Origin of the sequence: Plantactinospora veratri (assembly GCF_036421995.1) — a bacterium.
Classification (GTDB): domain Bacteria; phylum Actinomycetota; class Actinomycetes; order Mycobacteriales; family Micromonosporaceae; genus Plantactinospora; species Plantactinospora veratri.
This window is the reverse complement of the sequence record NZ_JAZGQL010000007.1, coordinates 134,177-159,795: the sequence shown is the minus strand read 5'-3', so window position 1 is coordinate 159,795 and position 25,619 is coordinate 134,177. Positions and strand designations below refer to the sequence as shown.

Sequence of the window (25,619 nt, the reverse complement as noted above, 5' to 3'; positions counted from 1 at the left end):
GGCGGAGTCACTCGTCATGGCGGCGGCTTGTCCGTAGTTTGCGAACCACGAGATCGGCGAACTGCTCCGGTCTGAATTGAGCGCCGCCGACATATCCCAGGGTCGGATTGAGCCCAAGGAGTTCGACGTTCTCGACGATGTACGGCAACAGGTACGCCCCCTTCTGCGCCTGCATCCGGGAGAGGACTGCCTTCCATTCCCAGTTCCCGGCCCACTTGGATGCGACAAAGGCCTTGGAGATGACCGCTACGACGAATCGGCTCCGTCGGAAGTAGGTGTCCTGGAGGTACTGCGCTAGGTCCTCGCCGAGCAGTACGTGTTGGTAATCGCGGTCATAGAAGACCCGGTAGCCGGCAGACTTGATCCTTTCACTGATCTCGACCGCGATCTCCCGGTCCGCGCCAGAGAACGAGATAGCCACGTCAAAGTCGTAGGTCTGTGACTCGAGGTCCCGGCACCGCTGTAGCCAGTCGGGAACGTCGATGCCCGCGCTGACCAGGTCTTGGGCGAGACGGTAGGTCGCGAGCAGGGCGAGCGCGGATGCCCAGGAGACGCCGGTCCCCACCTGGCCGGTAGGCCCGTGCCAGGCCTTGACTGCGGGGTCGAAGGTCGTCACGAGTTCGTATCCCAGCCGTACGGGCAACGGCGCGAGTGGCGAGGTGCCCCGGACGGCGAGATAGAGCAGAGGCCTCCAGATCATCGCGTGCCACGTCGGTTGGGGGTAGACGACGACCGACCGGTTCTGCACCCGCATCGCGGCCCCTGCTGGCCAAAGACGGTCCAACACGGTCACCCGCAACTCGGCCAGCTTGTCCGCGTCGTGGTACCGCGCCGGATGGAGCCGTGAGATCACCTCCAGCGCGCGGAGCGCGAGCAGTTGCTCCTCCGGGGAGTCCCGGTCCTCCTCGATGGTCTCGGCCAGGTATCCACGCGCCCGCAGCAGCGCGGACCGTATGGGCTTGTCCTCGACCACGGTCAGCGTCGAGAGCCGGGCGAGAGAGAGAGCTGGATAGAAGGCGAACAGGGCTCTCGGTTCGTCGCCCGGCCGCAGCGGCCAGGCGCCCGTGTCCGAGTCCTGCGCACCGACCAGCCGGTTGACCAGCGCCGTGATCTTCACTTCGAGCAGGTCGGTGAGGCGGGGCCGGATCAGCAGCCCGAGCAGGATCTGGGCCTGCCCCCACGACGTCGGTGGCGCGTCGGAATGCGCATCGTGCCCGCGAATCATCCCGTCGTCGTCGACCAACTCCTCGACCTCCCGAACCAGTGGGTGCAGCACCCGGTCCGGGACCGCCGGCATGCCAGCCAGCCCCATCAGTAGGGCGCCGGCGGAGGCCGACGAGTGCTGGTTGCGACCGAACTCGTGCGCCTCGAAGCGCCCATCGGTCAGCCGTGACCGCGCCAACAGATACTCAACGAGGTCGAGCGGCTCATGTCCCAGCAACTGCTGGAAGTACCGGTCCGGATCGCGGTTCGCCGGCATTCTCGGATCGCTCATCGACGCCGCCGATCACTGCACCGTTTTGATCATCTGCTCGTGCTCCAGCCTGAAGTCCGGCTCGGATTCCAGTCTGTTGAGCAGGATCTCGCCGTACGGCCGAGCTGTGTCGCGCCCCAGCAGGCCAAGATCTGCCCGCACTCGTTCCAGTTCCCGATGGGCGTCGCGGTCGTCGGGGCCGTCTGCCTCCACTTCAATCTCGACGAACTGGCCCAGACCCTTGACATCGTCGAGCGAGAGGGTCACCGGCCCGTCCGTCGCGACACGCCGGACCCGGTCGAGCAGGAGTCCTACCTGTAGCCCTGCCAGTCGGAGTATCTCGGCGGTGACACCGAAGTCCGCGACGTCCGTGCCGATTTCTTTCCAAGCCGACCAGTCAGGGTTCGTGGGCGCCTTGTACTCCATCCGCGTCCGTCCCGGCGTCTGCCGCAGCCGGATCACCCAGCCGTGCGTCTGCATGGACGTGGCCCCCGACGGACCGAGCGTCAGGTCACAGACTCGCATTGGCGGCGACCAGTCGAACTTTTCCACGCACCGGGCAAACTCGTCACCGGATAGACGGAACCGAAACTCCAACTCCACTATGAATCCTCCTTGAGTGTCCCATTACTCCGCTAGCTAATCTCTGGCGGCACGTCAGTACCCTGCTGGCCTAGGGCCTTGAGGACGATTTCGACGCGCCCAGGAAGTTCCGCCTCGGTCACCTCGACGTGGGCGATGCCCCATTGGTCGAGCAGGCGACGGATGCGAGCGTCGATCCTGGCATGGAACTCACCGTCGGACGACCTGCGCCCATCCTCCTCGAAGGGGATCATCCCCATGGGCAGCACGAAGTGCAGGTCGTAGTTGTGGGCCAGTCGTCGGCAGGGCTCCACGAGCAACGACTCGATGTACGCACCGCGGCCGGCCGCGTCACGTTCGAGCCAGTAGGCTGCGACGTCAACGAACGAGCGGTCGGTGAGAAAGGAGTCGACGTCGACCTCGCGACCGACCTTTCGAGCAAAGTAGGCAAGTTCATAAAACGCGGTCTGGTCCTGCGTCATTGAGTCCAAGCCGGTGAAACCGAACTCGCTGAGGATCTCCTTTCCCTCGCTCGGCAGATAGCGCGGCGCCAAACACCGAAACGATTCAACTTTCATCAGAGCCGCAGCGAGGGTCGACTTTCCCGTCGAACTCGATCCGGTGAAGGCCACGCGCATTTCGTCATCCCCTCCCCTGAAATTCCCGTCCGGTTCCTCCGGCACGTGCCGACCCCTGCGGCGCCGCGTATGCAGTGGCCGGCGTCTCCAGTTGCGGAAGACCACTGGCGTCGATCGCCCACGGAAACTTCTCACCTAACCGTCGAAGCCGGTCGATCACCTGCCGCCGGAACTGCGCGCGCCCAGGCCAGATGCTGCTACCCCAGTACGTGCCGGTCTCGGCCCATTGCCGCTGAGTCCTCGTCCCGAGGGCGTGGTCCTCCGCCGCGAGCTGGTCGAATAGCGGCGTCGCCGGGTACGGGGTGAAGAAGTGGTGACGCTGCCGGTTCTGTCGGAGTGCGCCGATGATATCGAGCAGCTCGAACGTCTGTTCGCTGTCCTCGGCTGTCTCCCCTGGAATGTCGTGCATGAAGCTTGCCAGCGTCGTGATGCCTGCTTGGTCGAGAAGCACGCACGCGTCGATCGCGTCCTGCGCGGTCGATCCCTTCCGCAGCAACGTGAGCATGCGGTCGGAACCGGACTCCAGCCCTAGAAAGACGCTGTCGAAACCCGCTTCCCGCAGGCGCCGCAGATCCGTCAGTTCGGCGAGTCTCAGCACGTCCCGCGCCCGCATGTCACACAAGATGGAGCACCGTAGACCACGCCGCAGTATCTCGGAAGCGATATCGGCGACTCGCTGTGGACTGGAGGAGAAGTTGGGATCGTGCAGGCTCAACACCCGGGGCCGGTACGTACGAACGAGTTGCTCGAACTGGTCGACTACCCGACGAGGGTCTCTCCCCCGCCATCTCCGCAGGCTCTGGGTCGGCTCCACGCAAAACGAGCACCCGTGCGGGCAGCCATAACTTGTTATCGTGTGCAGGACCCGCCCGTTCTCGGCAAGATACGCCTCCACGTCAAGGAGTGTGTAGTCCAACGGCGGGATGTCGCGCATGCTGCCGAGCTTGCGCTGCGGATTGACCCACAATTCACCGTTGCGCCGGCGGACGAGACTTGGAATGCTGTCGAGCAACTTTTCGCGACACCCTGACGCGGTTGTCCGTAATGCTTCGGCCAACCGGACAGCCGCCTCCTCGCCCACACCTCTGACGATGTAGTCCGCCAACCCTTCGCCGAAAATTGCCCGGTAGTTGTGGGTGGCGTGGTAGCCACCCCAGACGATGGGTAGTTCCGGCGCGACGTCGCGCGCCAGCGTCACCGCGTCCAACGCCGCGCTCAACGATGGTCCAGTCAGCGCGGAGATGCCGAAAAAGAGGCACCGCGACAACTCTCCCCGGAGAGTAGCGGGCCAGTCCTCGTCGACCTGAGCGTCAACGATCGTGACGGTCAGGCCGTGGGCCCGCAGGACCGTGGCGACGGCCAGCGTGGAGAGCGGGAAAAAAGTCTTTGCGTATCCCTCTCGGCCGCGAATGTCGGAGAAGAGCACGACCCGTTCGCCGGACATCATGAAGCCCCGCCACCCTACTACCCGAGAATAGATCTTCGAACGCCCCGGCCACATCCGCCGTGCCGTCGCAGCCCTGACCCCTAGTCGTACACTCCGCTGCGGCAGTCCCCCCGGTCCGCAGTAGCAGGATGCCACACTGCGGGATAGGTGTCGATCCGCGTTGCGGTCAAGAGCACCATCCGAAATGCCCTGACGCGGAGCGGAGAATACGAACTACTTCCCTGCACCGTCGGCGACGGCTGGTTGATCGTCCCCATCCACCGCCTGATCAGACCCACCTGCCTGCGCCGCCGGGAGTGGAAGTCAACCGATTCGCTACTGGTGATGATATTGAACATCGGCAAGTCCCGCCTGCGACAGGGGTACTTCTGCCCGATCACTGATCGCCGCCGGTCAATGTAGATGCGTTCCGGGCAGGGTGAGGAGCCATCTGTGACGGAGGTGGGGGTGGTCACCCGCGTCCCCCGGTCGCCGCAATCCGAGTGAACGCCGCGGTGAGCCGCGTGGCCCAGGCCCACCTGGTCGGGATGTGTAGCCAGCGAAGACGAGGCAACGATCTTGAAGAGGACCGGTTCGTCGCTCCTCGCCAGACCAACGCCGTGCCTGTACAAACACACAGCTCTCAGGTCGACAACTACAGAGGTTGAAAGGCTGAGGTCCGTCGGCGTGTCTACATGATCGATGCCGATGGGTTCGGTAGGCCAGAGGTATGAGGTATCCGGCTGGTGGTGGCATGAACGCGGCAGCCCGGGTCCGGCGGGAGAAGGTCCGGATTCAGGCCGCGACCATGTTCACCGAGTCCAAAACGACCAGGCAGATAGCGTCTGAGCTGCGAGTTTCCGAGAAATCTGTCCGCCAGTGGCGGCGGCGGTGGGCGGCCGGCGGGATGGCGGCTCTGGCCTCGGCCGGCCCGGGTGGCCCGGACTGCAAACTCTCGGCCGACCAGCAGAAACGGTTGGCTGAGATGCTCGATGACGGACCGGTCGCGCACGGCTGGGACGACGCCCGCTGGACCCTGGCCCGGGTCGCGGAGCTGATCGAACGCCGCTTCGAGGTCACCTACACGCTGCGCGGAGTGTCGTATCTGCTGCACCGCATCGGCTACAGCCAGCAGGTCCCCACCCGCCGAGCGATCGAACGCGACCCGGAAGCGATCGCGACCTGGCATCGGCGGCGGTGGCCGTCGGTAAGAGGTTAGCGGCAGCCAAGGGCGCCTGGATCTGCTTCCAGGACGAAGCGGGTCAGGTCCTGCGGCCGCCGGTGGCCAAGACCTGGGCCCGACGCGGGCACACGCCCGTGGTCGGGGTCTCCGGCAAGGGATCCGGCCGGGTCTCGATCGCCGGGTTGGTCTGCCTCAAGCCCGGACGACCGGGCCGGCTGATGTGGCGCACGAGGCTGCACCGCAACCGCAAAGGCGAACGGGGCAGCTTCAGCGAGGACGACTACATCGCCTTCCTCGACCAGGCCCACCAACGCTTGCGCGCACCGATCGTGCTGATCTGGGACAGCCTGAACACCCACATCAGTGTGCGGATGCGTGAACTGATCGCAGCCCGGACATGGCTGACCGTGATCCGGTTACCTGCCTACGCCCCGGACCTCAACCCAGCCGAAGGCGTCTGGCGCTGGATGAAACGCGGCCTGACCAACATCACCGCCCGCGGCGTCGACCACCTCGCCGACATCGTCAAACGCCGACTACGCGCCTGCCAGCAACGCACCGACCTCCTCGCCGGCTTCTTCGCCAACACCGGCATGACCCTCGACCCCGAACCACCGTGACGACCGAACCTCAGCCTTTCAACCTCTGTAGCCCGTACCGAATTCGGGTAGGCCGTGGCCGACTGGCACGTCGGATCTGCGGCAACGCATTCGTGAGGTGATGGCAGCCAGTACGGCGGCGTAGTCCGTCATGGGAAGCGACCCTGCCCATCCGTAGCCGACAGATGGATGTCCACAGGTGCCTTCAGCACGGCAGCTAGCCTCGGCTGATCAGTGATCGGAAGGCGGCCCGGACGTTGGCGTCGGAGGCGGTGACGTACACCTCCGACGGCGGGCCGATGTCGAGAAGGTTGCTGTATCGGGTGTAGGTCAGCACCCTCGGGCAGCTCGATCCGCTGATCTCCACCTTGGCGTTGACCACGAGCTTCCCGGTCCGGAGTTCGTATGCCTGCACCGGGATCGCGATCTTGCGGAAGGCCACGTACGTCGGGAACCGCGAAGAGATCTTGTTTTCGTAGGGGCAGGTCCGGACGGTCGTTCCGTACTCCTTCGGGCTCACGCAGACCACCAGCACCGCGGCGGTCACGTCGGCAGCCCGCCACGCGGCGGGGAGCTTCCTCGTGTACTCCTCGTCGCCGTAGAAGAGGGCGCGGTTCGTCCTCCCCTTTGTGTACGGGGCGGCAGCGCTGTAGGGCGCCGGCTTGGTGCAGTACTCGGGTCGGGTGCTGGTCGGCCCTTCGAGCAGCCGGCGCACGTTCGCCAGCTCGATGGCCAGGCCGGCCCGCTTGACCCCCTCGGTGGCCCGGGCGTTCAGCTCCTGGCCCGGGTACTGGTCGAGAAGCTGTTGATAGCGCGTCCGGGCCGCCTCCCAGTTGCTGCCGGCCATCAGGCTGTCGGCGCAGCCGACGAGCGCGGCCGGCGCGGTCCGCGCGACGACCTCGGCGGACCTGTCCAGTGCGTTGTTGGTCGGCTGACGCTGGCGGAGCCAGTCGGTGACCGCGACCGTCTGGCAGGGGTCTCTGGTCGGCAACCCGCCGAGGAACCTGTCCAGAGCGGTCTCCACCATCTTGTCGTGACCGGGCAGCTCGGCGAGGACCGAGTCGAGCCCGTCGAAGCCAGCCTTCAACCCGTCGGTGTCGCCGGTCAGCCCGGTGCCGAGCTTCTCCTCGGCGGTCCGCAGCCGTTGGCAGGCTTCGGCGCTCCGCTCGCCACGGACGGTCAGCGGGGCGTCGGCCACCCGGTGGCCGAACGACACCCGGTCCAGGGCGGTCAACGCCCGCGCGCAGTCGCCGCCCTGCCGGGCCTCGGTGACGGTCCGCTCGATCCTCGCCGCGTCGAACCGCAGGATCCCCACGGCCAGCAGCACCGGCACCGTCACGGCGAGCGCGACGAGCCGTTGGTCACGCTGTACGGCGCCCTGACCGCGCCCGCCGGCCAGGAACCAGGCGTGCGCGACGAGAGCCAACCACCAGAGGAGTACGACGACCTCGACCCACACCGACCGGGCGCCCCAGACGAGGAAGCCGACGAGCACGGCGCTGACCAGCGTCGCGGCCAGGGCCAGCTTGAGCCGCCCGAGCATCAGGTAGCCGACGCCGACCAGGGAGGCGTTGCCGAGAGCGGCAGCCAGTGGGTCATGGGACGACACCACCGGCTCAGGCTCAGGCTCGGACACGGTCTCCGGCTCGGGCACGGGCTCCGGCTCCGGCTCCGGCACGGGATTCGTCTGATCGTCGCTCATCGAGCCCCCATCGCTTGTCGCCATCGTTCCCACGATCGACGGACAGCACGCGCCGACCGTTCGCTGCCGGAATTCCGTACCGTCCATGATGTACGACCTGCCGCCCGGCCGTCACGCGCTGACGCCACCCGGCCGGCATCTTCGCGACGACCCGGTTACGTCCTTCTCCGTCGTCATGGGCGCACGCGGTCAACCCTGCGCACCGGCCCGGCAGGAAGTGCTGGCTGCGCCGGTCGTCTCCAGCACCCTGCCGGTGATCGGGTCGCCACGGTGCTCTCCACCTACGAGCCGTGGCGCCGGATCGGCCGGGACCGCAGGGTCAGCAAGGGCCGGCGCCGGCCAGCACCGCCGGCAGCCGGCTCGCCAACTCCAGGTGGGCGGCCCGGGCCTGCCGGAACGCGTACCCGAACAGCGGTGCGGGTGCCGACAGCGTGATCTCGACGTCGACGCGTACCAGCCCGTCGATCTCCCGACTCACCCGGGTGTGGTTCCGCAGCGTGGTACGCGGCCACTGCCGGGCCACCAGCTCCAGTTCGTCCGCCTCGAACCGGAGCAGGTCGGCCCGGTAGTTGATCCGGAACCGGAACGGCCCCCAGCGCAGTCGGTCGGTGACCAGATCGGTGCGGAGCGCTCCCGGCCCGGTCGGTCGGGGACGTACCCGAACGATCAACGGATGCAGTTCGCCCTGCCGTCGTACGTCTCCGAGCAGCCGCATCGCGTCGCTCGGCTCGCAGCGCGCGTGTACCCGGTAACGGAAGGAACCGGTACGCGGCACCCTCCGAGTGTAGGGAATTCCGCCGGCCGGCTACACCGGCGCTTCCTCCGGCTGGCTACGCCGCGGAGCCGGCTCGTCGGGCCAGCGGGGCGAGGCCGGCGAGGATGAGCAGGGCGCCGAGCGGCAGCAGGTCGAGGTTGACGGCGATCGGTACGAAGCCGAGGAACACCAGTACCGGACTCCAGACCGGAAGCCGGCGTGGCCGGAGGGTGGCGAGTTGCACCAGCAGCGTGAGGACGCCCAACTGGAACAGCAGCGGACCCGCCGCGTAGAGCGGGTCGGGCAGTGGCGCCTGCTCCCTGATCGGCTCGGAGAGGTCGCCGAGGATCACCCAGAGGAAGGCGGCGACGCCGACCAGACCCGCCACGGTCGCCGTACCGGTCACGATCCGCCGTACCGGTGACGTCGCCGGAACCATCCCGCGCAGGCTGACGGTCACGACACCGAGGAGCAGGAAGGCCACGAAGAACATCGTGTGCCCGATGTCCCAGGCCAGCCCTGGACCGTGGTCGCCGTCGAGGCCGTCGACCAGCCGGAGGAGTCCGTAGAGCAGCAGCAGGACCGGCGCGGCGACGGCGGAAACCCGCAGCCACAGCGTCGACACCACCCGGTTCGGCGACGTGTGCAGCGTAGTCATGCCAGCATCCTCGCCGCCGGACGCCCCGGTGCCATCCGGGCATCTCCCAGAGCCGTCCCGGGTATCAACTCCCTACTGGTACACGGTCGGCGAGGCGGCTCAGCCGGGTAGCACCAGGTGGCTCATGGTGGCCTCGCCGCCCTCCCGGATCGGTTCGGTCCGGCCGTCGGGGCGGAAGCCGTGGCGCTCGTAGAGGCGCCGGGCGTCGGGATTGGCGTCGGCGATCCAGAGTTCGACCAGGGGCCCCCGCTCACCGGCCCAGCCGACGACGTGGTCGAGGACCTGCCGTCCGATGCCCTGTCCGCGCCGGTCCGGCTCCGTCCACATCGCGACCACCATCAACCGGCCAGGTTCGTGGAGCCAGCCGGCACCGATCCCGACGACCTCTTCCCCGGCGTACGCGAGCACGCTCGGTCCGCCCGTGCCGTCGAGCCGGGACCGCCAGGTCTGCTCGGTGAACGCCGCCTCCCGTTCGTACGTCGAGCCGAACGCGTCCGGGTCCTGCCGGAGCGAGCGCAGCCGGATGTCCCGCCACGACACCCAGTCGTCGGGACCGACCGTCACGGTCCGAACGTCAGTCACCCGGGATTCCTCCTCGACATGTCGATGCTGCTGAAACCGCTCCACCAGGTCATCATCGCCATCGGGTCAAACACATTCCGTCCACCGGCCGTCCGCCGATCGTGGCCGTCCCGAGCCTGAACGGTGATCCTTCGCCGGCACGGTGGAGCCATGCGCCCCTTCCGTGCGGTTCTGCTGCTGCCCCTGGTCCTGACGGTCCTCGCCGGCTGCACTCCGGCGGACGAGCCGCTGGCGGCGTTGGCGCTCCGGGACGGTGAGCCGACGGTCCTGCTGGTCGTCTGCGGGTCGGGCGGCGCCTCGATCCACCTGTACGAGGACTCCCCGATGTCCTCCGCCAGCCCGGGCCGGACGCCGACCGGAGGCCCGACTCCGAGCGCCGGTCGGCACACCAGTCCCTCGTCCGGTGCCACCGCCGACCGTCCGAAGTGGTCGATCCGCACCGACCGGGCCGAACGGGTCAACGAGATCACGCTGCTCGACCCGACTCCGCCGGCCGACTGGACCGTCGACGAGTCCACGTTGGCCCGCATCGCGCCCGGCGTCTGGTACGGCATCTCCGCGTACGGGCACCGGGACGCCTTCACCGTCAGGTTCGACACCAGGGCCTTCGCCAAACTCGACGGCGAACACGTGCTGGCTCCGGTCAGCTACCGCGAGCAGGAGGTCATGACCCGGGCCAGGTTCGAACGGAACGCCAGGCGGGCGTGCGAGGACAGTTGACCCGGCGGCGGGCTCCGCTCAGGGCGCGGGGACCGGGTCGTTGTTGAGCTGGGCGGTCACGATCGCGACCAGCCGGTTGCGTGCTTCCAGAAGTTGCCGGGACAGCTCGTCGAGGGCGCGTGGGTCGACGAGTTGGCGTACGTGGGTCTTGTCGTCGAGCAGCTCCCAGCGCCGCACGGACTCGTCGGGTGCCTCGCTGACCCACATCGCGGAGACGACCGCATGCCGCTTGGCGAGCAGTTTCGCCGCGATCTCGACGACCGGCAGGTACGCCTGCCGGTACTCCGGGGTGGCGAACTCGACCGAGCCGCGGGCGGCGCGTACCGGCTCGCCGGGTCTGGCGAGCACCTCGAACGCGTTGCCGCCCGCCTGGTCCGCACCGATCCAGGCCAGGATGAGTTCCAGGTCGCCGGCGGCGATCGTGATGCGGCCGATCGCGGCCACCACCTCGTCGGGCAACCTCGCCATGTCGGGCTCTCCGTCCTCCGGTTTCCCGCCACCATGATCACAAAGACTGTGGCCGATCCTAGCCAAGCACGAAGCGGCGTACGGCGCTCCGGCCCGGCGTGTTGGCCGACCGCCGGGTCGGACCGGCGACGCCGGACGCTGCTGGCGTAATCTGCAATACCTGCGTCATTGACGCCACGACTCCGCCGCGAGCAGCATGAATGCATGCAGCGACGGGTGGTGGCAGTGATTTTCGAGGGCTTCCAGAACCTCGACCTCGCCGGCCCGGCCGACGTGTTCGCGCTGGCGAGTCTGATCGTCGGCGATCACCGGGGCTACCGGCTGGAGGTCGCGGCGGTGCACCCCGGGCCGGTGACGGCGGGCAACGGAGTCACCACCCTGGCACCACTGGCGCTGGATCGGGTCACCGGGCCGGTCGACACCCTGCTCGTGGTAGGCGGGCTCGCCGCACCGGCGCATCTCGCCAACCGGCAACTGGTCGCCGGGATCTCCCGGCTGGCCGGCATCGCCGACCGGGTCAGTTCGGTCTGCAACGGTGCGCTCTGCTCGGCGAGGCCGGACTGCTCGACGGCCGGCGCGCCACCACACACTGGCTGGCGGCTCAGGAGTTGGGCGACCGCTACCCGGCGGTCGAGGTGGACGCCGACCGCATCTACGTCCGGGACGGGCACGTCTGGACCTCGGCCGGAGTCACCGCCGGGATCGACCTCGCGCTCGCGCTGGTGGCCGAGGACCACGGCCACGAGATCGCCCGGCACGTCGCCCGGGGCCTGGTGGTCTATCTACACCGGCCGGGCGGACAGAGCCAGTTCAGCACGGCGATGCGGAGCCGGGTACCCCGCAGCGACCCGCTGCGCGAACTACAGACCTTCATCGACGCCAACCCGGCCGAGGATCTCAGCGTGCCGGCGCTGGCCCGGCGCGCCGGAATGAGCGAACGGCACTTCTCCCGGCTCTTCACCGAGCAGACCGGCGTCTCCCCCGGCCGGTACGTCGAACGCAGCCGGGCGGACGCCGCACGCCGGCTGCTGGAACGCACCGGCCACCCGCTGGACCGGGTGGCCCGGGAGTCCGGCCTCGGCGCCGCCGAGACCCTCTACCGCGTCTTCCGCCGGCACTGGCGGGTCGCGCCCGGCGACTACCGCCGCCGCTTCCGGACCAGACAGACCTGACCACACCCCCCACCCACCGATTCCCCACCCCCTCCGGCAGCCGCCGCCAACCACCGGCACCGGAGTCGATCCCGCACGCCCCGACACGCGCCGGGAGCAGGGCACCTGCCCGGCGAAGGGCGCCTGCCGGAGCAGGTCGAGCAACCGATCCAGTCCGTTCGTTCCGACGAGGAGGAACCGAGCATGCACGTCGCCATTCCGCTCTATCCCCGATACACCGCCCTCGACGTCGTGGGGCCGTACACGGTGCTGGCCTTCGCCCCCGGTGTCACGGTGACCATGGTGGCCGCCGAACCCGGCCCGGTCGTCGACGACCGGGGCACGATGGCGATCACCGCCACCGCGAGCTACGCCGAACTCTCCCGCCCGGACGTGGTCGTCGTACCGGGTGGGCCCGGCACCCGGGCCGCGCTCGCCGACGCCGCCCTGGTCGGCTGGATCGCCCTCGCGCACCAGTACACCCGGTGGACCACCTCGGTCTGCGCCGGCTCCTTCCTGCTCGGCGCGGCCGGGCTGCTGACCGGGCGGCGGGCGACCAGCCACTGGGGCTGGCTCGACCAGCTGCGGGCCTTCGACGCCGAGCCGGTCCGGGAGCGGGTGGTCCGGGACGACCGGATCGTCACCGCAGCGGGCGTCTCGGCCGGTATCGACATGGCCCTGACCCTGCTCGCCGAGGCGACCGACGTGCCGACCGCGCAGGCCGTCCAGCTCGCCATCGAGTACGACCCGGAGCCGCCGTTCGACGCCGGCTCCCCGACGAACGCGCCGGCCCCGCTCCGCGAGGCGGCCCTGGCGTTGATCAACTGATCGGAGGGCCCCATCAACTGACCGAGCGTCCGGGAGGAGAGGCGGGGATCACTCGCACCCAGCAGATTCTCAGCACCCTGAGTAATCTTGGTCGGGCCCTCGAACCCCTTCTCCCCGGATCGGAAACGGTGTCCCTCGACCACTCCCGCGTCGTCCGCGACGTGACCGCCCGGCTGCCCACGGCGTCCACCGCCGTCGAGGCGGGCCAGGTGACGGTCGCCACGTTGGGCCGGCACACACCGGGACGGGTCGCCGTGCTGCTCTGGGTCCGCGATCGACTCCGCTGTGTCGCCGCGACCGGATCGTGGCAGGTCTTCGCCTCGGTACCGGCCGGTGCCGGCACGCCCGGCCGGGTGTACGCCTCCGGCAAGACCGAGACCGTGCCGGACGTGACGAAGGAGCCCGACTACATACCGCTACGTCCCGACGTACGGGCCGAGATCTGTGCCCCGATCCTCGACCGGACGGGACAGCCGATCGGGGTACTGGACCTGGAGTGGCCGACCACCGAGGTCGACCTGGACGCCTGGCGGCACACCGTCGAGCGGGTCGCCGCCTCGCTCGGCACCAGGATCGGGCAGCTCGGCGGGCCACCGGCCGAGACCCGGAGCGAGAAGCTGCTCCGGCACGCCTCCGCGCTGACCGCCGCCGCCACCGAGTCCGACCTGATGACCGCCGCCGTCTCCGCGGCCCGGGACGTCTCCGGGCTCAGCTCGGCGGTCTTCGTCCTGGACGGTCCGGCCGGGCCCCGGGTGGCGACGCCGAACCTGGTACCCGACGATCTCGAGTCCCGGGTGCACGCCGCGCTGGCCGGCGCCGGCCGATCGGTCCTGGAACGGCTCCGGACGCACGCACACGTCTACGGCGCCTCCTACACCCTCGGCGAGGGGCACCACCCGACCACCCCGGACCAGGACGTGCTGATCGCCGCCGGGGTGCGCACCCTGATCTCGGTGCCGCTCGGCCCGACCGAGTTCTGCGGGGTACTGCTGGTCGGCGACACCCGTAGCCTGCGCCCTGATCCGACGACGGTGAACCTTATCGAGCTGCTCGCCGCCCAGTCGTGGATCTGCCTGGAACGGCTGAGCGGGCTGGCCCGGCTGCGCGAGCGGGCCAGCTCGGACCCGCTGACCGGGCTGCGCCACCAGGGTTCGTTCGACGAGCGGATCGCCGAGTCGCATCCGGGCCGGACGGCCCTGCTCGCGGTCGACGTCGACGACTTCAAGACCGTGAACGACACCTACGGTCACCAGGCCGGCGACCGGGTACTGGTCGATCTCGCCCGGGCCCTCCAGGGAGCACTGCGGCACGGCGACGAGCTGTACCGGATCGGCGGTGACGAGTTCGTGGCCGTGGTCGAGGTGCTCCGTCCGGAGGAGGCGGTCGGGATCGCCGAGCGTCTGGTGGAGGCGGCCCGGCGTACCGGCCGGACGGTCAGCATCGGGGTGGCGGTGCAGCAGGACGGCGAGCCGCCCGACCTCACCCTGCGCCGCGCCGACGAGGCGCTCTACGGCGTCAAGCGCGACGGCCGCGACGGCGTCCGCCTAGCCCCCGTCTAACGCCCCGCGCCCCGCCCTCTTCTCGGGACGTGGGCCCCGCGCTCACCGGGCGGCGGCGAACTCGGCGGCGAGGAGTTCTGCGATCTGGGCGGTGTTGAGGGCGGCGCCCTTGCGGAGGTTGTCGCCCGTCACGAAGAGGTCGAGGGCGCGGGGGTCGTCCACCGAGCGGCGGATCCGACCCACCCAGGACGGGTCGGTGCCGACCGCGTCGATCGGCATCGGGAACTCGCCCGCCGCCGGGTCGTCTACCAGGATCACCCCGGGGGCGTTGCGCAGCGCCTCCCGGGCGCTCTCCGCGTCCACCTCGGTCCCGAAGACCGCGTGTACGGCCACCGAGTGCCCGGTGACCACCGGCACCCGTACGCAGGTGGCCGAGACCTTCAGGTCGGGCAGTCCGAGGATCTTGCGCGACTCGTTGCGGAGTTTCAACTCCTCCGACGACCAGCCGCCGTCCCGCAGTGATCCGGCCCAGGGCACCACGTTGAGGGCCATCGGGGCCGGGAACGGGCCGAGGTCGTCGCCGACCGCCTGCCGCACGTTGCCCGGTCGGGAGCCGAGCGCCCGATCACCGGCGATCTTGGAGAGCTGGTCGTGCAGGACGTCCACCCCGACCTGCCCCGCTCCGGAGACCGCCTGGTACGACGAGAGCACCAGCTCGCGCAGCCCGTACTCGCGGTGCAGCGGCGCGACCGCGATGATCATCGTCAGGGTGGTGCAGTTCGCGTTCGCGATGATGCCCTTGGGGCGGTTGCGTACCTGCTCCGGGTTGATCTCCGGTACGACCAGCGGCACGTCCTTGTCGCCCCGGAACGCGGCGGAGTTGTCCACCGCCACCGCACCTCGGGAGACCGCGACCGGTGCCCACTGCGCGGAGACCTCGTCCGGTACGTCGAACATGGCCACGTCCACGCCGTCGAACGCCTCGGCGGTCAGCTCCCGTACGGTCAGCTCCTCGCCTCGGCACATCCGCGTCTGCCCGGCCGAGCGCGCCGAGGCGATCAGCCTGATCTCACCCCAGACGTTCTTCCGGGAGGAGAGCAGGTCGCACATGACAGTGCCGACCGCACCGGTCGCCCCTACCACCGCGAGCGTGGGGAGCGTCGTCATCGTGGGCTACCTCCCGGTCCCGGCGTAGACCACCGCTTCCTCGCTGCCGCCCAGGTCGAACGCCTCGTGTACGGCCCGCACCGCGGCGTCGAGGTCGGTGTCCCGGCAGACGACCGAGACCCGGATCTCGGACGTGGAGATCATCTCGATGTTCACCCCGGCCTCGGCCAGGGCGGCGAAGAAGTTGGCCGCCACGCCCGGGTGCGAGCGCATGCCGGCGCCGATCAGCGACACCTTGCCGACGTGGTCGTCGTAGAGCAGGCCCTTGAACTTGACCTGCTCCTGCACCTTGCTCAGTGCCGCCATCGCGGTCGGGCCGTCGGTCTTGGGCAGGGTGAAGGAGATGTCGGTCCGGCCGGTGCCCTCGGTCGAGACGTTCTGCACGATCATGTCCAGGTTGATCTCGGCCGCCGCGACGGTCTCGAAGATCCGGGCCGCCGCGCCCGGCTCGTCCGGTACGCCGACCGCCGTGATCTTCGCCTCGCTCCGGTCGTGGGCGACCCCGGTGATAAGTGCTTGCTCCACGGGCAGGTCCTCCGTCGATCCGGTCACCATCGTGCCGGTGTTGGTCGAGTATGACGAACGTACCCGGATCGGCAACCCGGCCCTTCGGGCGTACTCCACGCTCCGCAGGTGCAGCACCTTCGCGCCGCAGGCGGCCAGTTCGAGCATCTCCTCGTAGGTGATGGTCCTGATGTGCCGGGCGTTCGACACGATCCGCGGGTCGGCGGTGAAGACCCCGTCGACGTCCGTGTAGATCTCGCAGACGTCCGCGCCGAGCGCCGCCGCCAGGGCCACCGCCGTGGTGTCCGAGCCACCTCGGCCCAGCGTGGTGATGTCCTTGGTGTCCTGGGAGACGCCCTGGAAGCCGGCGACGATCACCACCGCGCCCTCGTTGAGTGCCGCGCGCAGCCGGCCGGGCGTGACGTCGATGATCCGGGCCCGGCCGTGCACCGAGGTGGTCAGCACCCCCGCCTGGGAGCCGGTGTAGGAGCGCGCCTCGTAGCCGAGGTTGTGGATCGCCATCGCCACCAGTGCCATCGAGATGCGTTCACCGGCGGTGAGCAGCATGTCGAGTTCGCGGCCGGGCGGCAACGGGCTCACCTGGTTGGCCAGGTCGAGCAGCTCGTCGGTGGTGTCACCCATCGCGCTGACCACGACCACCACGTCGTCGCCGGCCTTGCGGGCGGCGACTATCCGCTCGGCCACCCGCTTGATCCGCTCGGCGTCGGCGACCGACGATCCGCCGTACTTCTGCACGACCAGTGCCACGACGGTGCTCTCCTTCCCCTGGGCCGGGCGAGGCGCACGGCCCTGAGCGTGCCGACGCCGCCGGGTCGAGACCGGCGGCGCCGTGTGAGACCAACTCAGGGTACCGGCCCGCGTCGCTGCTCCGACCAGGCGTTCCCACCATCCGACCGCCGCGACACGCGAGGGTAGCTGGACTGACCGCCCGTTTCCGGGGTATACCCCGAGAATGGCGAGGTGCATTCCGGCGTAGCCCCCCTGTTCGGCACGCTCCTGCTGGCCGGGTCGGTGTTGCTCGCCGGCTGCGGCACGGCGGATCCGGCACCGGCCGCGACCACCCCCGCCCCGTCGGCGCCCCAGCCGACCGAGGCGCGGGACGAGCTCGCGGCGCTCGCCGCCGCCGCCCAGGACCGCCACCTGACCGCCGTCTACACACTCACCGCGCCCGGCCAGCCGGACCGGTCGATCTCGGTGGTGCGGGCGGCGGACGGCTCCTGGCGGGTGGACGTCCCGGGTGGTGCGCTCGGCGGCAGCGTCGATGTCTCGCTGGCCCAGAACGGCTCCGGGCTCTTCCAGTGCGCGCTCCCCTCGGCCGGGCAGCCGGACTCGGGCTGCGTCCGGGTGGCCGGGCCGGACCAGCCGCTTGATCCCGCCATTGATCCCCGGCTACGGCACCCGTTCACCGACTGGCCGGAGGTGCTCACCGACCGGCAGGCCCCGCTCTCGGTCTCCGTCGCCGCGCTGCCGGGCGCCCAGGGCAGGTGTTTCGCAATCGAGTCGACCTCGGCGTCGGTCAGCCCGCCGCTGGATCCCGGCATCTACTGCTACGCCCCCGACGGCACCCTCACGGCGGCCCGGCTTCCCGCCGGCACCCTGACCCTGGCCGGTACGCCGACCGCCGCGCCGGCCACCGTCGCGTTGCCCGGACCGCTGGTCGACCGGGAGCCGCTCCCGGTCGCCGGACCCCCGCCCGGCGACTCGACCGACAGCGACGGGACGGCAGAGAACGGTGGCGGGACGGGGGAAGAGAACGGTGGCGGCACCGGAGACAACGGCGGGACCTGAGACCTCGCCGGGCGACGGTGGATGATCTTAATTCACGTTATGGGTGCGCTCGGTCACGTCAGGTGACCCCGGTGTAGGGACAGAGTGCCCGATACGGCACACTCGGCACCATGGCCCAGCTCTCGCCGATACTGGCGACCCGGTGGAGTCCGCACGCCTTCGACCCGGTCGCCGACCTCACCGACGCCGAGGTCACGTCCCTGCTGGAGGCGGCCCGCTGGGCCCCGTCCGCCGACAACACCCAACCCTGGCGCTTCCTGCTGGGGCGCCGCGACGACGAGGCGTTCAAGCGGATCCTGACCAACCTCTCCACCGGCAACCAGCGCTGGGCCGGACGGGCCTCGGCGCTGCTGCTCGGCGCGCACGCCACCACCGGGCCGAGCGGCGGGCCACTCCCGCACGCCGCGTACGACCTCGGCCAGGCGGTGGCGCATCTCACGGTCCAGGCCACCGCGCTGCGCCTCTACGTACGGCAGATCTCCGGCTTCGACGCCGCCGGGCTCCGGGCCGACCTGGAACTCTCCGCCGAGGTACGCCCGCACGTGGTGGTCGCGGTCGGCCGGCTCGGTGACCCGTACTCCCTCCCCGAGGACCTGCGGGCCCGGGAGATCGGCCTGCGCCAGCGCCGCCCGCTGGCCGAGCTGATGCTGCGCTGATTCGCCCGGCCCACCCGTCACCACCTGGGCTCTTCTCAAATTGCGGACTACGCTTACCCGATCGCTCGTCGAGCGCTTAAGGTGACTTTGTCATGTGGCAGGCCCTGCTCCTTCGCTGCCGCGACGAGGCTTCCCAGGCCGGCACCTCGTCGCGGAGTTGAAGCGCGCCGTCCTGCATTCCGGCCGGACCCCGTCGCGGCCAGCCTCTTTCCAAGATCCGACGCGAAGATCCGACACCGGATCCAGCTCGAAGATCTGACATCTCGATCTGACACTCGGCGCTCACGCCACATGACCACGGGAGCTTTCCGCCATGGCACAACCTGCCGGCACCACCACCGACGCTGATCCGATAGCCCGGCAGCGGCCCAGCCGCATGCCGTTCCAGCGTTACCAGCCCTACCAGCAGCAGTTCGCGATCGACCTGCCCGACCGGCAGTGGCCGACCCGGCGCATCGAGGCGGCCCCCCGGTGGTGCGCGGTCGATCTGCGCGACGGCAACCAGGCCCTGATCGACCCGATGTCGCCGGAGCGCAAGCGACGGATGTTCCAGCTCCTGGTGCAGATGGGCTACAAGGAGATCGAGGTCGGCTTCCCGTCGGCCAGCCAGACGGACTTCGACTTCGTCCGGCAGCTGATCGAGCAGGACCTGATCCCGGAGGACGTCACGATCCAGGTGCTGACCCAGTGCCGGGAGCACCTGATCGACCGCACCTTCGAGGCGATCCGGGGTGCGAGGCGCGCGATCGTGCACTTCTACAACTCCACCTCGACCCTCCAGCGCCGGGTCGTCTTCGGGCTGGACAGGGCCGGGATCACCGACATCGCCACCTCCGGCGCCCGGCTGTGCCAGAAATACCACGAGATCCACGCCCCGGACACCGACGTCTTCTACGAGTACTCGCCGGAGTCCTACACCGGGACGGAGCTCGACTACGCCCTGGAGGTCTGCGCCGCGGTGATCGAGGTTATCGACCCGACCCCGGACCGGCCGCTGATCATCAACCTGCCGGCGACCGTCGAGATGGCCACCCCGAACGTCTACGCCGACTCGATCGAGTGGATGCACCGCAACCTGCCCCGGCGGGAGAGCGTGATCCTCTCGCTGCACCCGCACAACGACCGGGGTACCGGGGTCGCCGCCGCCGAGCTGGGGCTGCTGGCCGGGGCCGACCGGGTCGAGGGCTGCCTCTTCGGCAACGGCGAGCGCACCGGCAACGTCGACCTGGTCACGCTGGGGCTGAACCTCTTCTCGCAGGGCGTCGACCCGGAGATCGACTTCTCCAACATCGACGAGATCAAGCGGGCCGTCGAGTACTGCAACCAGCTGCCGGTGCACGAGCGGCACCCGTACGCGGGTGACCTGGTCTACACCGCCTTCTCCGGTTCGCACCAGGACGCGATCAACAAGGGCTTCGACGCGCTGGCCGCCGACGCGGAGTCGGCCGGGGTGCCGATCGACCGGTTCGGCTGGGCGGTGCCCTACCTGCCGATCGACCCGAAGGACCTGGGCCGCACCTACGAGGCGGTGATCCGGGTCAACTCGCAGTCCGGCAAGGGCGGCGTGGCGTACATCATGAAGACGGAGCACCAGCTGGACCTGCCCCGGCGGCTCCAGATCGAGTTCTCCGGGGTGGTGCAGCGGGTCACCGACGACGGCGGCGGCGAGGTGGAGCCGGGCCGGATGTGGCGGCTCTTCGCCGAGGAATACCTCGTCGACCAGCAGCGGGAGCCGGCCGTCCAGGTCGAGGGCTACACCATCGGCACCGCCGACGGCAAGGTCGAGATCGACGTCGACGCCCGGTTCGGCGGCGAGAGCCGGTCGCTCTCGGCGACCGGTAACGGCCCGATCGACGCGTACGTCAACGCGTTGCAGGCGTTCGACGTGCAGGTACGCGTCCTCGACTACCACGAGCACGCGATGTCCTCGGGCGGCGACGCCCAGGCCGCCGCGTACGTGGAGTGCGAGGTCGACGGCCGTACGGTCTGGGGCGTCGGACTCGACGCCAACATCGTGACCGCCTCGGTCCGCGCGGTGACCAGCGCCGTCAACCGCGCCCTGCGCTGAGTCGCCCGGCCGCCTGAACCAGGGTCACACCCTGCCCTGAACAGCCGCGTCGTGGGGGGGGCGCCGGGGGGGCCCGCCCCCCCCCCCCCCCCCCCCCCCCCCCCCCCCCCCGCCCCGCCCCCCCCCCCCCCCCGCGCCCGGGGGGCCCCCCCCCCCCCCCGCGGCCCCCCCCCCCCCCCCCGCGCCCCCCCGTCGTCGGGTCGGGACCACGGCTCGGTCAGGACCCCGGCTATCCGGTCAGGACCGTAGTTGCTCGGCTCAGCACCGCGGTTGCTCGGATCAGGACCGTAGCTCGGTGACGGCCGCGGCGAGCATTCCGGAGAGCGACCTACGGGCGAGTTCCTCGCGCAGCGCCGGGTAGTGCGGATAGTGGCTCAGCATCCGGCCGGGGTTGGCCGGATCGGGGTACCCGGCGAAGGCACCCCAGCGCCACAACGCGTACTCGTGCCGGCCCGCCATCGGTCCGCCCCCGTGCTCGACGCACTGGAAGTAGCCGGGGATGAAGAGTTCCGGGTAGACCTGCCACACCTCCTCCTCGTTCGGGATGGGCAGGAAGAACCGGTCGAAGTACTCGTGGCAGAACACCTGGAACGTGGCCTGCATCTTGGTGAAGGCGGCGATCAGGTACTGCTCCAGTTGCGCGGTCTGTAGGTTGCCCTGCGCCCGTGCCGCCAACGCGACCGGTCCGAGCGAGACGAGCAGCACCCCGAGGTCGCGCATCGCCTCGAAGTTGAAGTTCTGTCCGACCACGTCGTAACGGACGTTGATCGCGGTGACGCAGGCGGTGGCGTCCTGCGCGAACCGCTGCTTGAGGCTCATCGGGAAGTCCTGGCTCTCGACGAACTCCAGCATGGCGTGCTCGGTACAGCCCCGGACCTCGGCGACGGTCAACGCGTCCATGTGGTTCTTGATCGCCTGCTCGGAACGGCGGACCTCGCTGATCATCAGCGTCACCGCCTGGTCCAGGGTCAGCCCGCCGCTCTTCGAGTCGTTGTAGAACGAGTACGCCGCGTAGGCGAACTGTGCCACCTGGATGATCGTGCCCGGGTCCACCGCCTGCGCGGGGCGCGGGGCGACCGGCACCGCCAGCCCGGTGACCGCCACCGTGGCGACCAGCCCCCGGGTCGCCGCCCTCCTCAACCTGGCCCTCATCGTCAGACTCCTCCGTCGTTCATCCGTTGCAGGGTCTCCCTGGCCAGTTCCCAGCTCGTACCGGCGCCGGCCGCGGCCTCGACCGTCGCCGTGGTCCACGGCCCCTCCCGCCACTCGCCGTTGACCTGGTAGTCCTGGAAGGTGCGCGTGCCGTGCGGGGTGGAGCACTCGTACACCACGTGGTAGATCGACGGATGCCAGTCCATGTCGCCCTCCCGGGAGACGCACCTCGGCTTGAGCCGGTCGACGATCGCCTGCATCGCCGCCCGGTAGTTCGGCATGTAGGTGGCCGTACCGAGCCCGGCCGCGATCCGCGCCTCCAGTCCGACGGAATAGAGCGAATAGATGGCGAAGCCGAGGTGGTCGGCCTCGGCCGGGGATTCGACGGCATCGAAGACGCTCTTGGCCTGGCGCGCGTGCAGGGCGACCTCCAGCGCGTAGTCCAGCAAGGCGTCCTCGGTGAGCAGGGGCAGGGACGGGACCTCCAGGATCGCGTGCTCGGCCGCGCCGACCCACGGGGCCGCGGCGACCGCGTCCAGATGCGTGAGGATGGCGTCCTCGGCCTCGCCGACCGCCCCGACGAACTCCTGTAGCGCCTGGAAGAGCTGCTGTTCGGTCAGTTCGCCCGCACGGGCGTCCAGGAACAGGCTGAAGGCGATCCGACCCACCTTCCTGATCGCATCGACGCCGACGGTCGCCTGTGCCGACGTGGCCGTACCGGGCAGGGCCACCACCACCGCCAGCGCCGCCACGGCAATGCCGCGTAACAATCTGGCTCTCACCTAGGTCCTCCCTCCGCTGTGGCCGCGACCAGGGCCAGGCCCGTCGATGCGGCACTGATTCCGGAGTCACCCTGCCAAGCACGACTGGACAACGACTGGACGCGACGCCGAAGAGACCGGGGCTCGCCGGTCGCTTTCCGGAGAACCACCTCGGACGTTCGGCCGGACGCCGATGACCGGACGATTCCGGGGCGGGGGTGCCGCACCCTGAGCCGTCGACCAGGACGGCAGATTCTTTCCGCGTTCGGACTGGCCAGCATCGAATCCCGGTCCGTCGTCGTGCACGACCGGTGGGACTACGGGCGGATCCACAAGGCACTGGAAAAGGCACCGGAGGATGCCGTCATCCGGATACAGCAGACCTGGTTTCCCGAGGAGAACTTCGTCGCCGCGCTCTGCGGTCTCTACCTCCAGCAGCACAAGCGGTTCGCCCTGCGCGTACTGCTGATGGACCCGGGCGAGAAACTGGATCCACCGCCTGACCTGCTCGCCGCGCGAGTACGGTTGCGTGGCATCTCGGCCACGGCGAGCGCAGAGAAGATCAGATCCACGATGGCCGATCTGGTGCGGTTGAAGCAGATGGTGCACGACGACCAGAGCGGGACACCGGGATCGGGTCGACGCGTCGGTGAGGTCGATCTGGAGATCCGCCTCTATGACTTCCTGCCCTTCGGGCCCATTTACCAGATCGGTGACGAGGTCATGTTCGTCGGCTTCTACGTGAACCACGGGACATCGTCGGCGGGGCCGATGCTCGAGATCAGGAACAACGGCCGTTCCACCCTGTGGCGCCAGTTCACGCAGAATTTCGACTACGGCTGGCGGGCCTCGCAGGTGCGGCGCCACCATCCGGCACCGTGAACGGGCCGCATTTTCCGCCAGCGTCGTCCGGTGGGCGGTCCGGGTTCCCGGCGATCGTGGCCGGATCTGTGGGACGGCGGTCGTTGTCCGGGGCCGAGACGCCCCCCAATACTCGCCGCATGAGCATTTCATCCGCCCGCCACGACGGCCGTCGGGACGTGGTCGTCGCGGCCGGAGACGGTGCGGTGCTGTTGGACATCGCCGGGCCGTTACAGGTCTTCGCCCTGGCCGCCAAGCTCGGTGCCGGCTACCGGGTCCGGCTGGCGTCACCCGGCGGGCTGCCGGTGCAGACCCGGGAGGGTGTCCAGCTCAGCGCGCACGCGGCCGTGGACACGCTCCCCGGTCCGGTGCACATCCTGATGGTGGCCGGCTGCGATCCCTCGCCGGCCGGCGGTGCGCAGGAACCGCTGGCCCGCGCGGTGCGACGCCTGCACGAGCACTGCGCGGTCGTGGCGTCGGTCTGCGTCGGCGCCTTCGTACTGGCCGAGGCGGGCCTGCTCGACGGCAGGCGGGCCACGACCCACTGGGCCCACTGCCGCGAACTGGCCGAGCGGTACCCGACGGTCACCGTCGAGTCCGACGGCATCTTCGTACGCGACGGCCGGATCTTCACCGCCGCGGGCGTCACCGCCGGCATCGATCTCGCATTGGCGCTGGTCGAGCAGGACCACGGTCCCGCGCTCGCCCGCCAGGTCGCGCACTGGCTGGTGGTCTTCCTGCAACGGCCGGCCGGCCAGTCGCAGCTCTCCGTGCGCGGCCGGACCAGGCATTCGCGGCAGTCTGCGCTGCGGGTGGTGCTCGACGCGGTCGCCGAGCAGCCGGACGCGGACCACTCGCTGGACGCGATGGCCGCCCGCGCCGCGGTCAGCCCGCGCCACCTGTCGCGACTGTTCACCCAGGTGCTCGGCACCAGCCCCGGCCGGTACGTCCAGCAGATCCGGGTCGAGGCCGCCCAGCAACTCCTCGAAGCCGGCGACGATCCCGTCGAGGTGGTGGCCAAGCAGTGCGGCTTCCGTAGCGTCGAGACGATGCGGCGGGCCTTCCACAGTCTCCTGGGCACGTCCCCGAGCGAATACCGCCAGCAGTTCCACCCGGACCTCGGCCGACGGCCGCCCGGCGGAGTACCGCCGGTCAGCTGACCACCCGTCCCGAAGACCCACCCGAGACCCTCCCGAAAACCACCCGAGACAGGAGCGAGGTAGAACCATGCCTGAAAACCCGAACCGGCGACAGATGCTGGCGCTCGGCGCCGTGCTCGCGGCGACCGGCCTCACCCTGGGCGGCGGACGACCAGCCGCCGCCCGACAGGCGGGACCGGCCGGCGGCGCCGAGGAGCCCCTCGACATCGCCTTCATGGTCTTCCCGGGGGTGGTGCCGCTCGACCTGATCGGCCCGCTGGGCGTGCTCGGCGCCACCATCCGCACGGGCGCGCGACCGGCCCGGCTGCACTTCGTCGGCCCCGACCTGGCGCCGATCCCCGGCGGTGACGGGCTGGCGTTCCTGCCCACCGCCACCTTCGACACGCTCCGCCGTCCGGATGTGCTGGTGGTGCCCGGCCCCGGGCAGCCGAGCAGGCTGATGCAGGACCCCGGCATCCTGGACTACATCCGCGCGGTGCATCCGTTCACCCGGATCACGTTCGGGATCTGTACCGGGGTGCTGTTGATGGGCGCCGCCGGCATCCTGCGCGGGCGCGCGGCGACGACGTACTGGGCGTTCGCCGAAGAGCTGCCCCTGTGCGGCGCGCGGTTCAAGCGGCAACGCTGGGTCGTCGACGGCAGGATCGTCACCAGCGCCGGAATCTCCGCCGGGATGGATGCCGCGCTGGTGGTGGCGGCACGCCTGTGGGGTGAGCGGGCCGCCGGAATGGGGCAGGCATTCCTGGAGTACGACCCCGAACCGCCGTTCGACTACGGCGATGTCGACAACCTGCCGGCCGAGGACGAGGAGCTGCTCCGGCGTTCGTTCCTGCCGGAACGGGAGCGTGTCCGCGAGGTGCTCAGCTAGTCGCCGCCGACTCAACAAAAGTAACGTATTGTGCCTGCCCTACTACCCTCCGGCCCGGGGAGGGGTGTCGATGGCTACGGAAGTACGAGTCGACCCGGCACTGCTTGAGGCGAAGGCCGGCGTTACGGCCGACCTGCGGGCGGGCCTGGACCGGGAGTTGACGGATGTGGAGCCGGAGACCACCCAGGTGGTCCGGGAGTTGCCGCGGCTGGCAGACCGGAACTCCGCTGGAGAATCTGCTGCACTGGTGGGAGGACGACCTGGGCGGGCTGCGACAGCGGCTGGACGCGCTGACCGAGGGCCTGCGCCTGTGCGCCCGTGACTACCGGCAGATCGACCGGGCTACCGA

The 25,619-nt window shown here is 69.8% G+C and carries 25 protein-coding genes and 1 pseudogene; 13 read left to right on the top strand and 13 right to left on the bottom strand.

Features of this window, described 5'->3' with window-relative positions; translation table 11 throughout:
• Window positions 1–7 precede the first annotated feature (7 nt).
• Genes V1634_RS11425 through V1634_RS11410 form a run of 4 tightly spaced genes read right to left on the bottom strand, consistent with a single transcriptional unit; the run spans window position 8 to window position 4,141 of the window.
• Window positions 8–1,495, bottom strand: coding sequence for a toll/interleukin-1 receptor domain-containing protein (locus V1634_RS11425; protein WP_331207736.1), 1,488 nt, complete (start codon window positions 1,493–1,495; stop codon window positions 8–10).
• 12 nt (window positions 1,496–1,507) lie between these two features.
• Window positions 1,508–2,077 carry a class IV adenylate cyclase gene (locus tag V1634_RS11420; RefSeq protein WP_331207735.1) on the bottom strand — a complete coding sequence of 190 codons (570 nt, stop codon included), beginning with the start codon at window positions 2,075–2,077 and terminating at the stop codon, window positions 1,508–1,510.
• Window positions 2,078–2,109: 32 nt separating this feature from the next.
• Entirely contained in the window at window positions 2,110–2,694 is a 585-nt protein-coding gene (locus V1634_RS11415; RefSeq protein ID WP_331207734.1) for an ATP-binding protein, read from the bottom strand.
• A gap of 4 nt (window positions 2,695–2,698) precedes the next feature.
• On the bottom strand, window positions 2,699–4,141 hold the full coding sequence (locus V1634_RS11410) for a B12-binding domain-containing radical SAM protein (RefSeq protein WP_331207733.1): 1,443 nt from the start codon (window positions 4,139–4,141) through the stop codon (window positions 2,699–2,701).
• Between the two features lie 709 nt (window positions 4,142–4,850).
• On the opposite strand from V1634_RS11410, the gene V1634_RS11405 reads away from it, so the two are divergent.
• Together V1634_RS11405 and V1634_RS11400 are read left to right on the top strand one after the other, a co-directional pair.
• Window positions 4,851–5,339, top strand: coding sequence for a winged helix-turn-helix domain-containing protein (locus V1634_RS11405; protein ID WP_331207732.1), 489 nt, complete (start codon window positions 4,851–4,853; stop codon window positions 5,337–5,339).
• The gene (locus V1634_RS11400) at window positions 5,318–5,923 is read left to right on the top strand and encodes a transposase (protein ID WP_331207731.1); all 606 of its coding nucleotides are present in this window, start codon (window positions 5,318–5,320) and stop codon (window positions 5,921–5,923) included. Before V1634_RS11405 ends, V1634_RS11400 begins: the two co-directional genes overlap by 22 nt.
• A 196-nt stretch (window positions 5,924–6,119) precedes the next feature.
• Here V1634_RS11400 and V1634_RS11395 read toward each other — a convergent pair whose 3' ends face one another.
• The 4 genes from V1634_RS11395 to V1634_RS11380 form a co-directional block, all read right to left on the bottom strand.
• The gene (locus V1634_RS11395; RefSeq protein WP_331207730.1) at window positions 6,120–7,514 is read right to left on the bottom strand and encodes a hypothetical protein; all 1,395 of its coding nucleotides are present in this window, start codon (window positions 7,512–7,514) and stop codon (window positions 6,120–6,122) included.
• A 409-nt stretch (window positions 7,515–7,923) separates the two neighbouring features.
• On the bottom strand, window positions 7,924–8,379 hold the full coding sequence (locus V1634_RS11390; RefSeq protein WP_331207729.1) for an SRPBCC family protein: 456 nt from the start codon (window positions 8,377–8,379) through the stop codon (window positions 7,924–7,926).
• A 55-nt stretch (window positions 8,380–8,434) separates the two neighbouring features.
• Window positions 8,435–9,016: a hypothetical protein gene (locus V1634_RS11385; protein ID WP_331207728.1), complete on the bottom strand. Its 582-nt coding sequence runs from the start codon at window positions 9,014–9,016 to the stop codon at window positions 8,435–8,437.
• 99 nt (window positions 9,017–9,115) lie between these two features.
• Complete coding sequence (locus V1634_RS11380; RefSeq protein WP_331207727.1) at window positions 9,116–9,598, bottom strand: GNAT family N-acetyltransferase; 483 nt, start codon at window positions 9,596–9,598, stop codon at window positions 9,116–9,118.
• A gap of 150 nt (window positions 9,599–9,748) precedes the next feature.
• Here V1634_RS11380 and V1634_RS11375 point away from each other — a divergent pair, with 150 nt between their 5' ends.
• Complete coding sequence (locus V1634_RS11375) at window positions 9,749–10,318, top strand: hypothetical protein (protein ID WP_331207726.1); 570 nt, start codon at window positions 9,749–9,751, stop codon at window positions 10,316–10,318.
• Window positions 10,319–10,336: 18 nt separating this feature from the next.
• Here the strand turns inward: V1634_RS11375 and V1634_RS11370 are convergent, their stop codons facing one another.
• Window positions 10,337–10,786 carry a hypothetical protein gene (locus tag V1634_RS11370; RefSeq protein WP_101369099.1) on the bottom strand — a complete coding sequence of 150 codons (450 nt, stop codon included), beginning with the start codon at window positions 10,784–10,786 and terminating at the stop codon, window positions 10,337–10,339.
• Between the two features lie 204 nt (window positions 10,787–10,990).
• Here V1634_RS11370 and V1634_RS35445 point away from each other — a divergent pair.
• From V1634_RS35445 to V1634_RS11350, 4 genes and pseudogenes are all read left to right on the top strand, one after another.
• Window positions 10,991–11,454 (top strand): annotated as a pseudogene (locus tag V1634_RS35445) (DJ-1/PfpI family protein); the annotation flags it as partial.
• 153 nt (window positions 11,455–11,607) lie between these two features.
• A complete protein-coding gene (locus V1634_RS35440; protein ID WP_407951767.1) occupies window positions 11,608–11,958 on the top strand; it encodes a helix-turn-helix domain-containing protein in 351 nt (116 codons plus the stop codon).
• Window positions 11,959–12,141: 183 nt separating this feature from the next.
• Window positions 12,142–12,765 carry a DJ-1/PfpI family protein gene (locus V1634_RS11355; protein WP_331207725.1) on the top strand — a complete coding sequence of 208 codons (624 nt, stop codon included), beginning with the start codon at window positions 12,142–12,144 and terminating at the stop codon, window positions 12,763–12,765.
• A gap of 128 nt (window positions 12,766–12,893) precedes the next feature.
• A complete protein-coding gene (locus V1634_RS11350) occupies window positions 12,894–14,324 on the top strand; it encodes a sensor domain-containing diguanylate cyclase (RefSeq protein WP_331207724.1) in 1,431 nt (476 codons plus the stop codon).
• A 42-nt stretch (window positions 14,325–14,366) separates the two neighbouring features.
• Here V1634_RS11350 and V1634_RS11345 read toward each other — a convergent pair whose 3' ends face one another.
• A complete protein-coding gene (locus V1634_RS11345) occupies window positions 14,367–15,431 on the bottom strand; it encodes an aspartate-semialdehyde dehydrogenase (RefSeq protein ID WP_331207723.1) in 1,065 nt (354 codons plus the stop codon).
• Between the two features lie 6 nt (window positions 15,432–15,437).
• On the bottom strand, window positions 15,438–16,703 hold the full coding sequence (locus tag V1634_RS11340; protein WP_331207722.1) for an aspartate kinase: 1,266 nt from the start codon (window positions 16,701–16,703) through the stop codon (window positions 15,438–15,440).
• A gap of 213 nt (window positions 16,704–16,916) precedes the next feature.
• Between V1634_RS11340 and V1634_RS11335 the strand changes: the two genes are divergently transcribed.
• The 3 genes from V1634_RS11335 to leuA all read left to right on the top strand — a co-directional run bounded on the left by V1634_RS11335 (window position 16,917) and on the right by leuA (window position 20,468).
• On the top strand, window positions 16,917–17,744 hold the full coding sequence (locus tag V1634_RS11335; RefSeq protein ID WP_331207721.1) for a hypothetical protein: 828 nt from the start codon (window positions 16,917–16,919) through the stop codon (window positions 17,742–17,744).
• A 110-nt stretch (window positions 17,745–17,854) separates the two neighbouring features.
• A complete protein-coding gene (locus tag V1634_RS11330; protein ID WP_331207720.1) occupies window positions 17,855–18,400 on the top strand; it encodes a nitroreductase family protein in 546 nt (181 codons plus the stop codon).
• 313 nt (window positions 18,401–18,713) lie between these two features.
• On the top strand, window positions 18,714–20,468 hold the full coding sequence (leuA, locus tag V1634_RS11325; RefSeq protein WP_331207719.1) for a 2-isopropylmalate synthase: 1,755 nt from the start codon (window positions 18,714–18,716) through the stop codon (window positions 20,466–20,468).
• Between the two features lie 279 nt (window positions 20,469–20,747).
• On the opposite strand, the gene V1634_RS11320 is transcribed toward leuA, so the two are convergent.
• Both V1634_RS11320 and V1634_RS11315 read right to left on the bottom strand, forming a co-directional pair.
• Entirely contained in the window at window positions 20,748–21,620 is an 873-nt protein-coding gene (locus tag V1634_RS11320; protein ID WP_331207718.1) for a hypothetical protein, read from the bottom strand.
• 2 nt (window positions 21,621–21,622) lie between these two features.
• Window positions 21,623–22,402, bottom strand: coding sequence for a hypothetical protein (locus tag V1634_RS11315; protein ID WP_331207717.1), 780 nt, complete (start codon window positions 22,400–22,402; stop codon window positions 21,623–21,625).
• 279 nt (window positions 22,403–22,681) lie between these two features.
• On the opposite strand from V1634_RS11315, the gene V1634_RS11310 reads away from it, so the two are divergent.
• The 3 genes from V1634_RS11310 (at window position 22,682) to V1634_RS11300 (ending at window position 25,270) form a co-directional block, all read left to right on the top strand.
• Complete coding sequence (locus V1634_RS11310) at window positions 22,682–23,263, top strand: hypothetical protein (RefSeq protein ID WP_331207716.1); 582 nt, start codon at window positions 22,682–22,684, stop codon at window positions 23,261–23,263.
• 119 nt (window positions 23,264–23,382) lie between these two features.
• Window positions 23,383–24,402 carry a GlxA family transcriptional regulator gene (locus V1634_RS11305; RefSeq protein WP_331207715.1) on the top strand — a complete coding sequence of 340 codons (1,020 nt, stop codon included), beginning with the start codon at window positions 23,383–23,385 and terminating at the stop codon, window positions 24,400–24,402.
• Between the two features lie 67 nt (window positions 24,403–24,469).
• Window positions 24,470–25,270 carry a DJ-1/PfpI family protein gene (locus tag V1634_RS11300; RefSeq protein ID WP_331207714.1) on the top strand — a complete coding sequence of 267 codons (801 nt, stop codon included), beginning with the start codon at window positions 24,470–24,472 and terminating at the stop codon, window positions 25,268–25,270.
• Window positions 25,271–25,619: the final 349 nt, after the last annotated feature.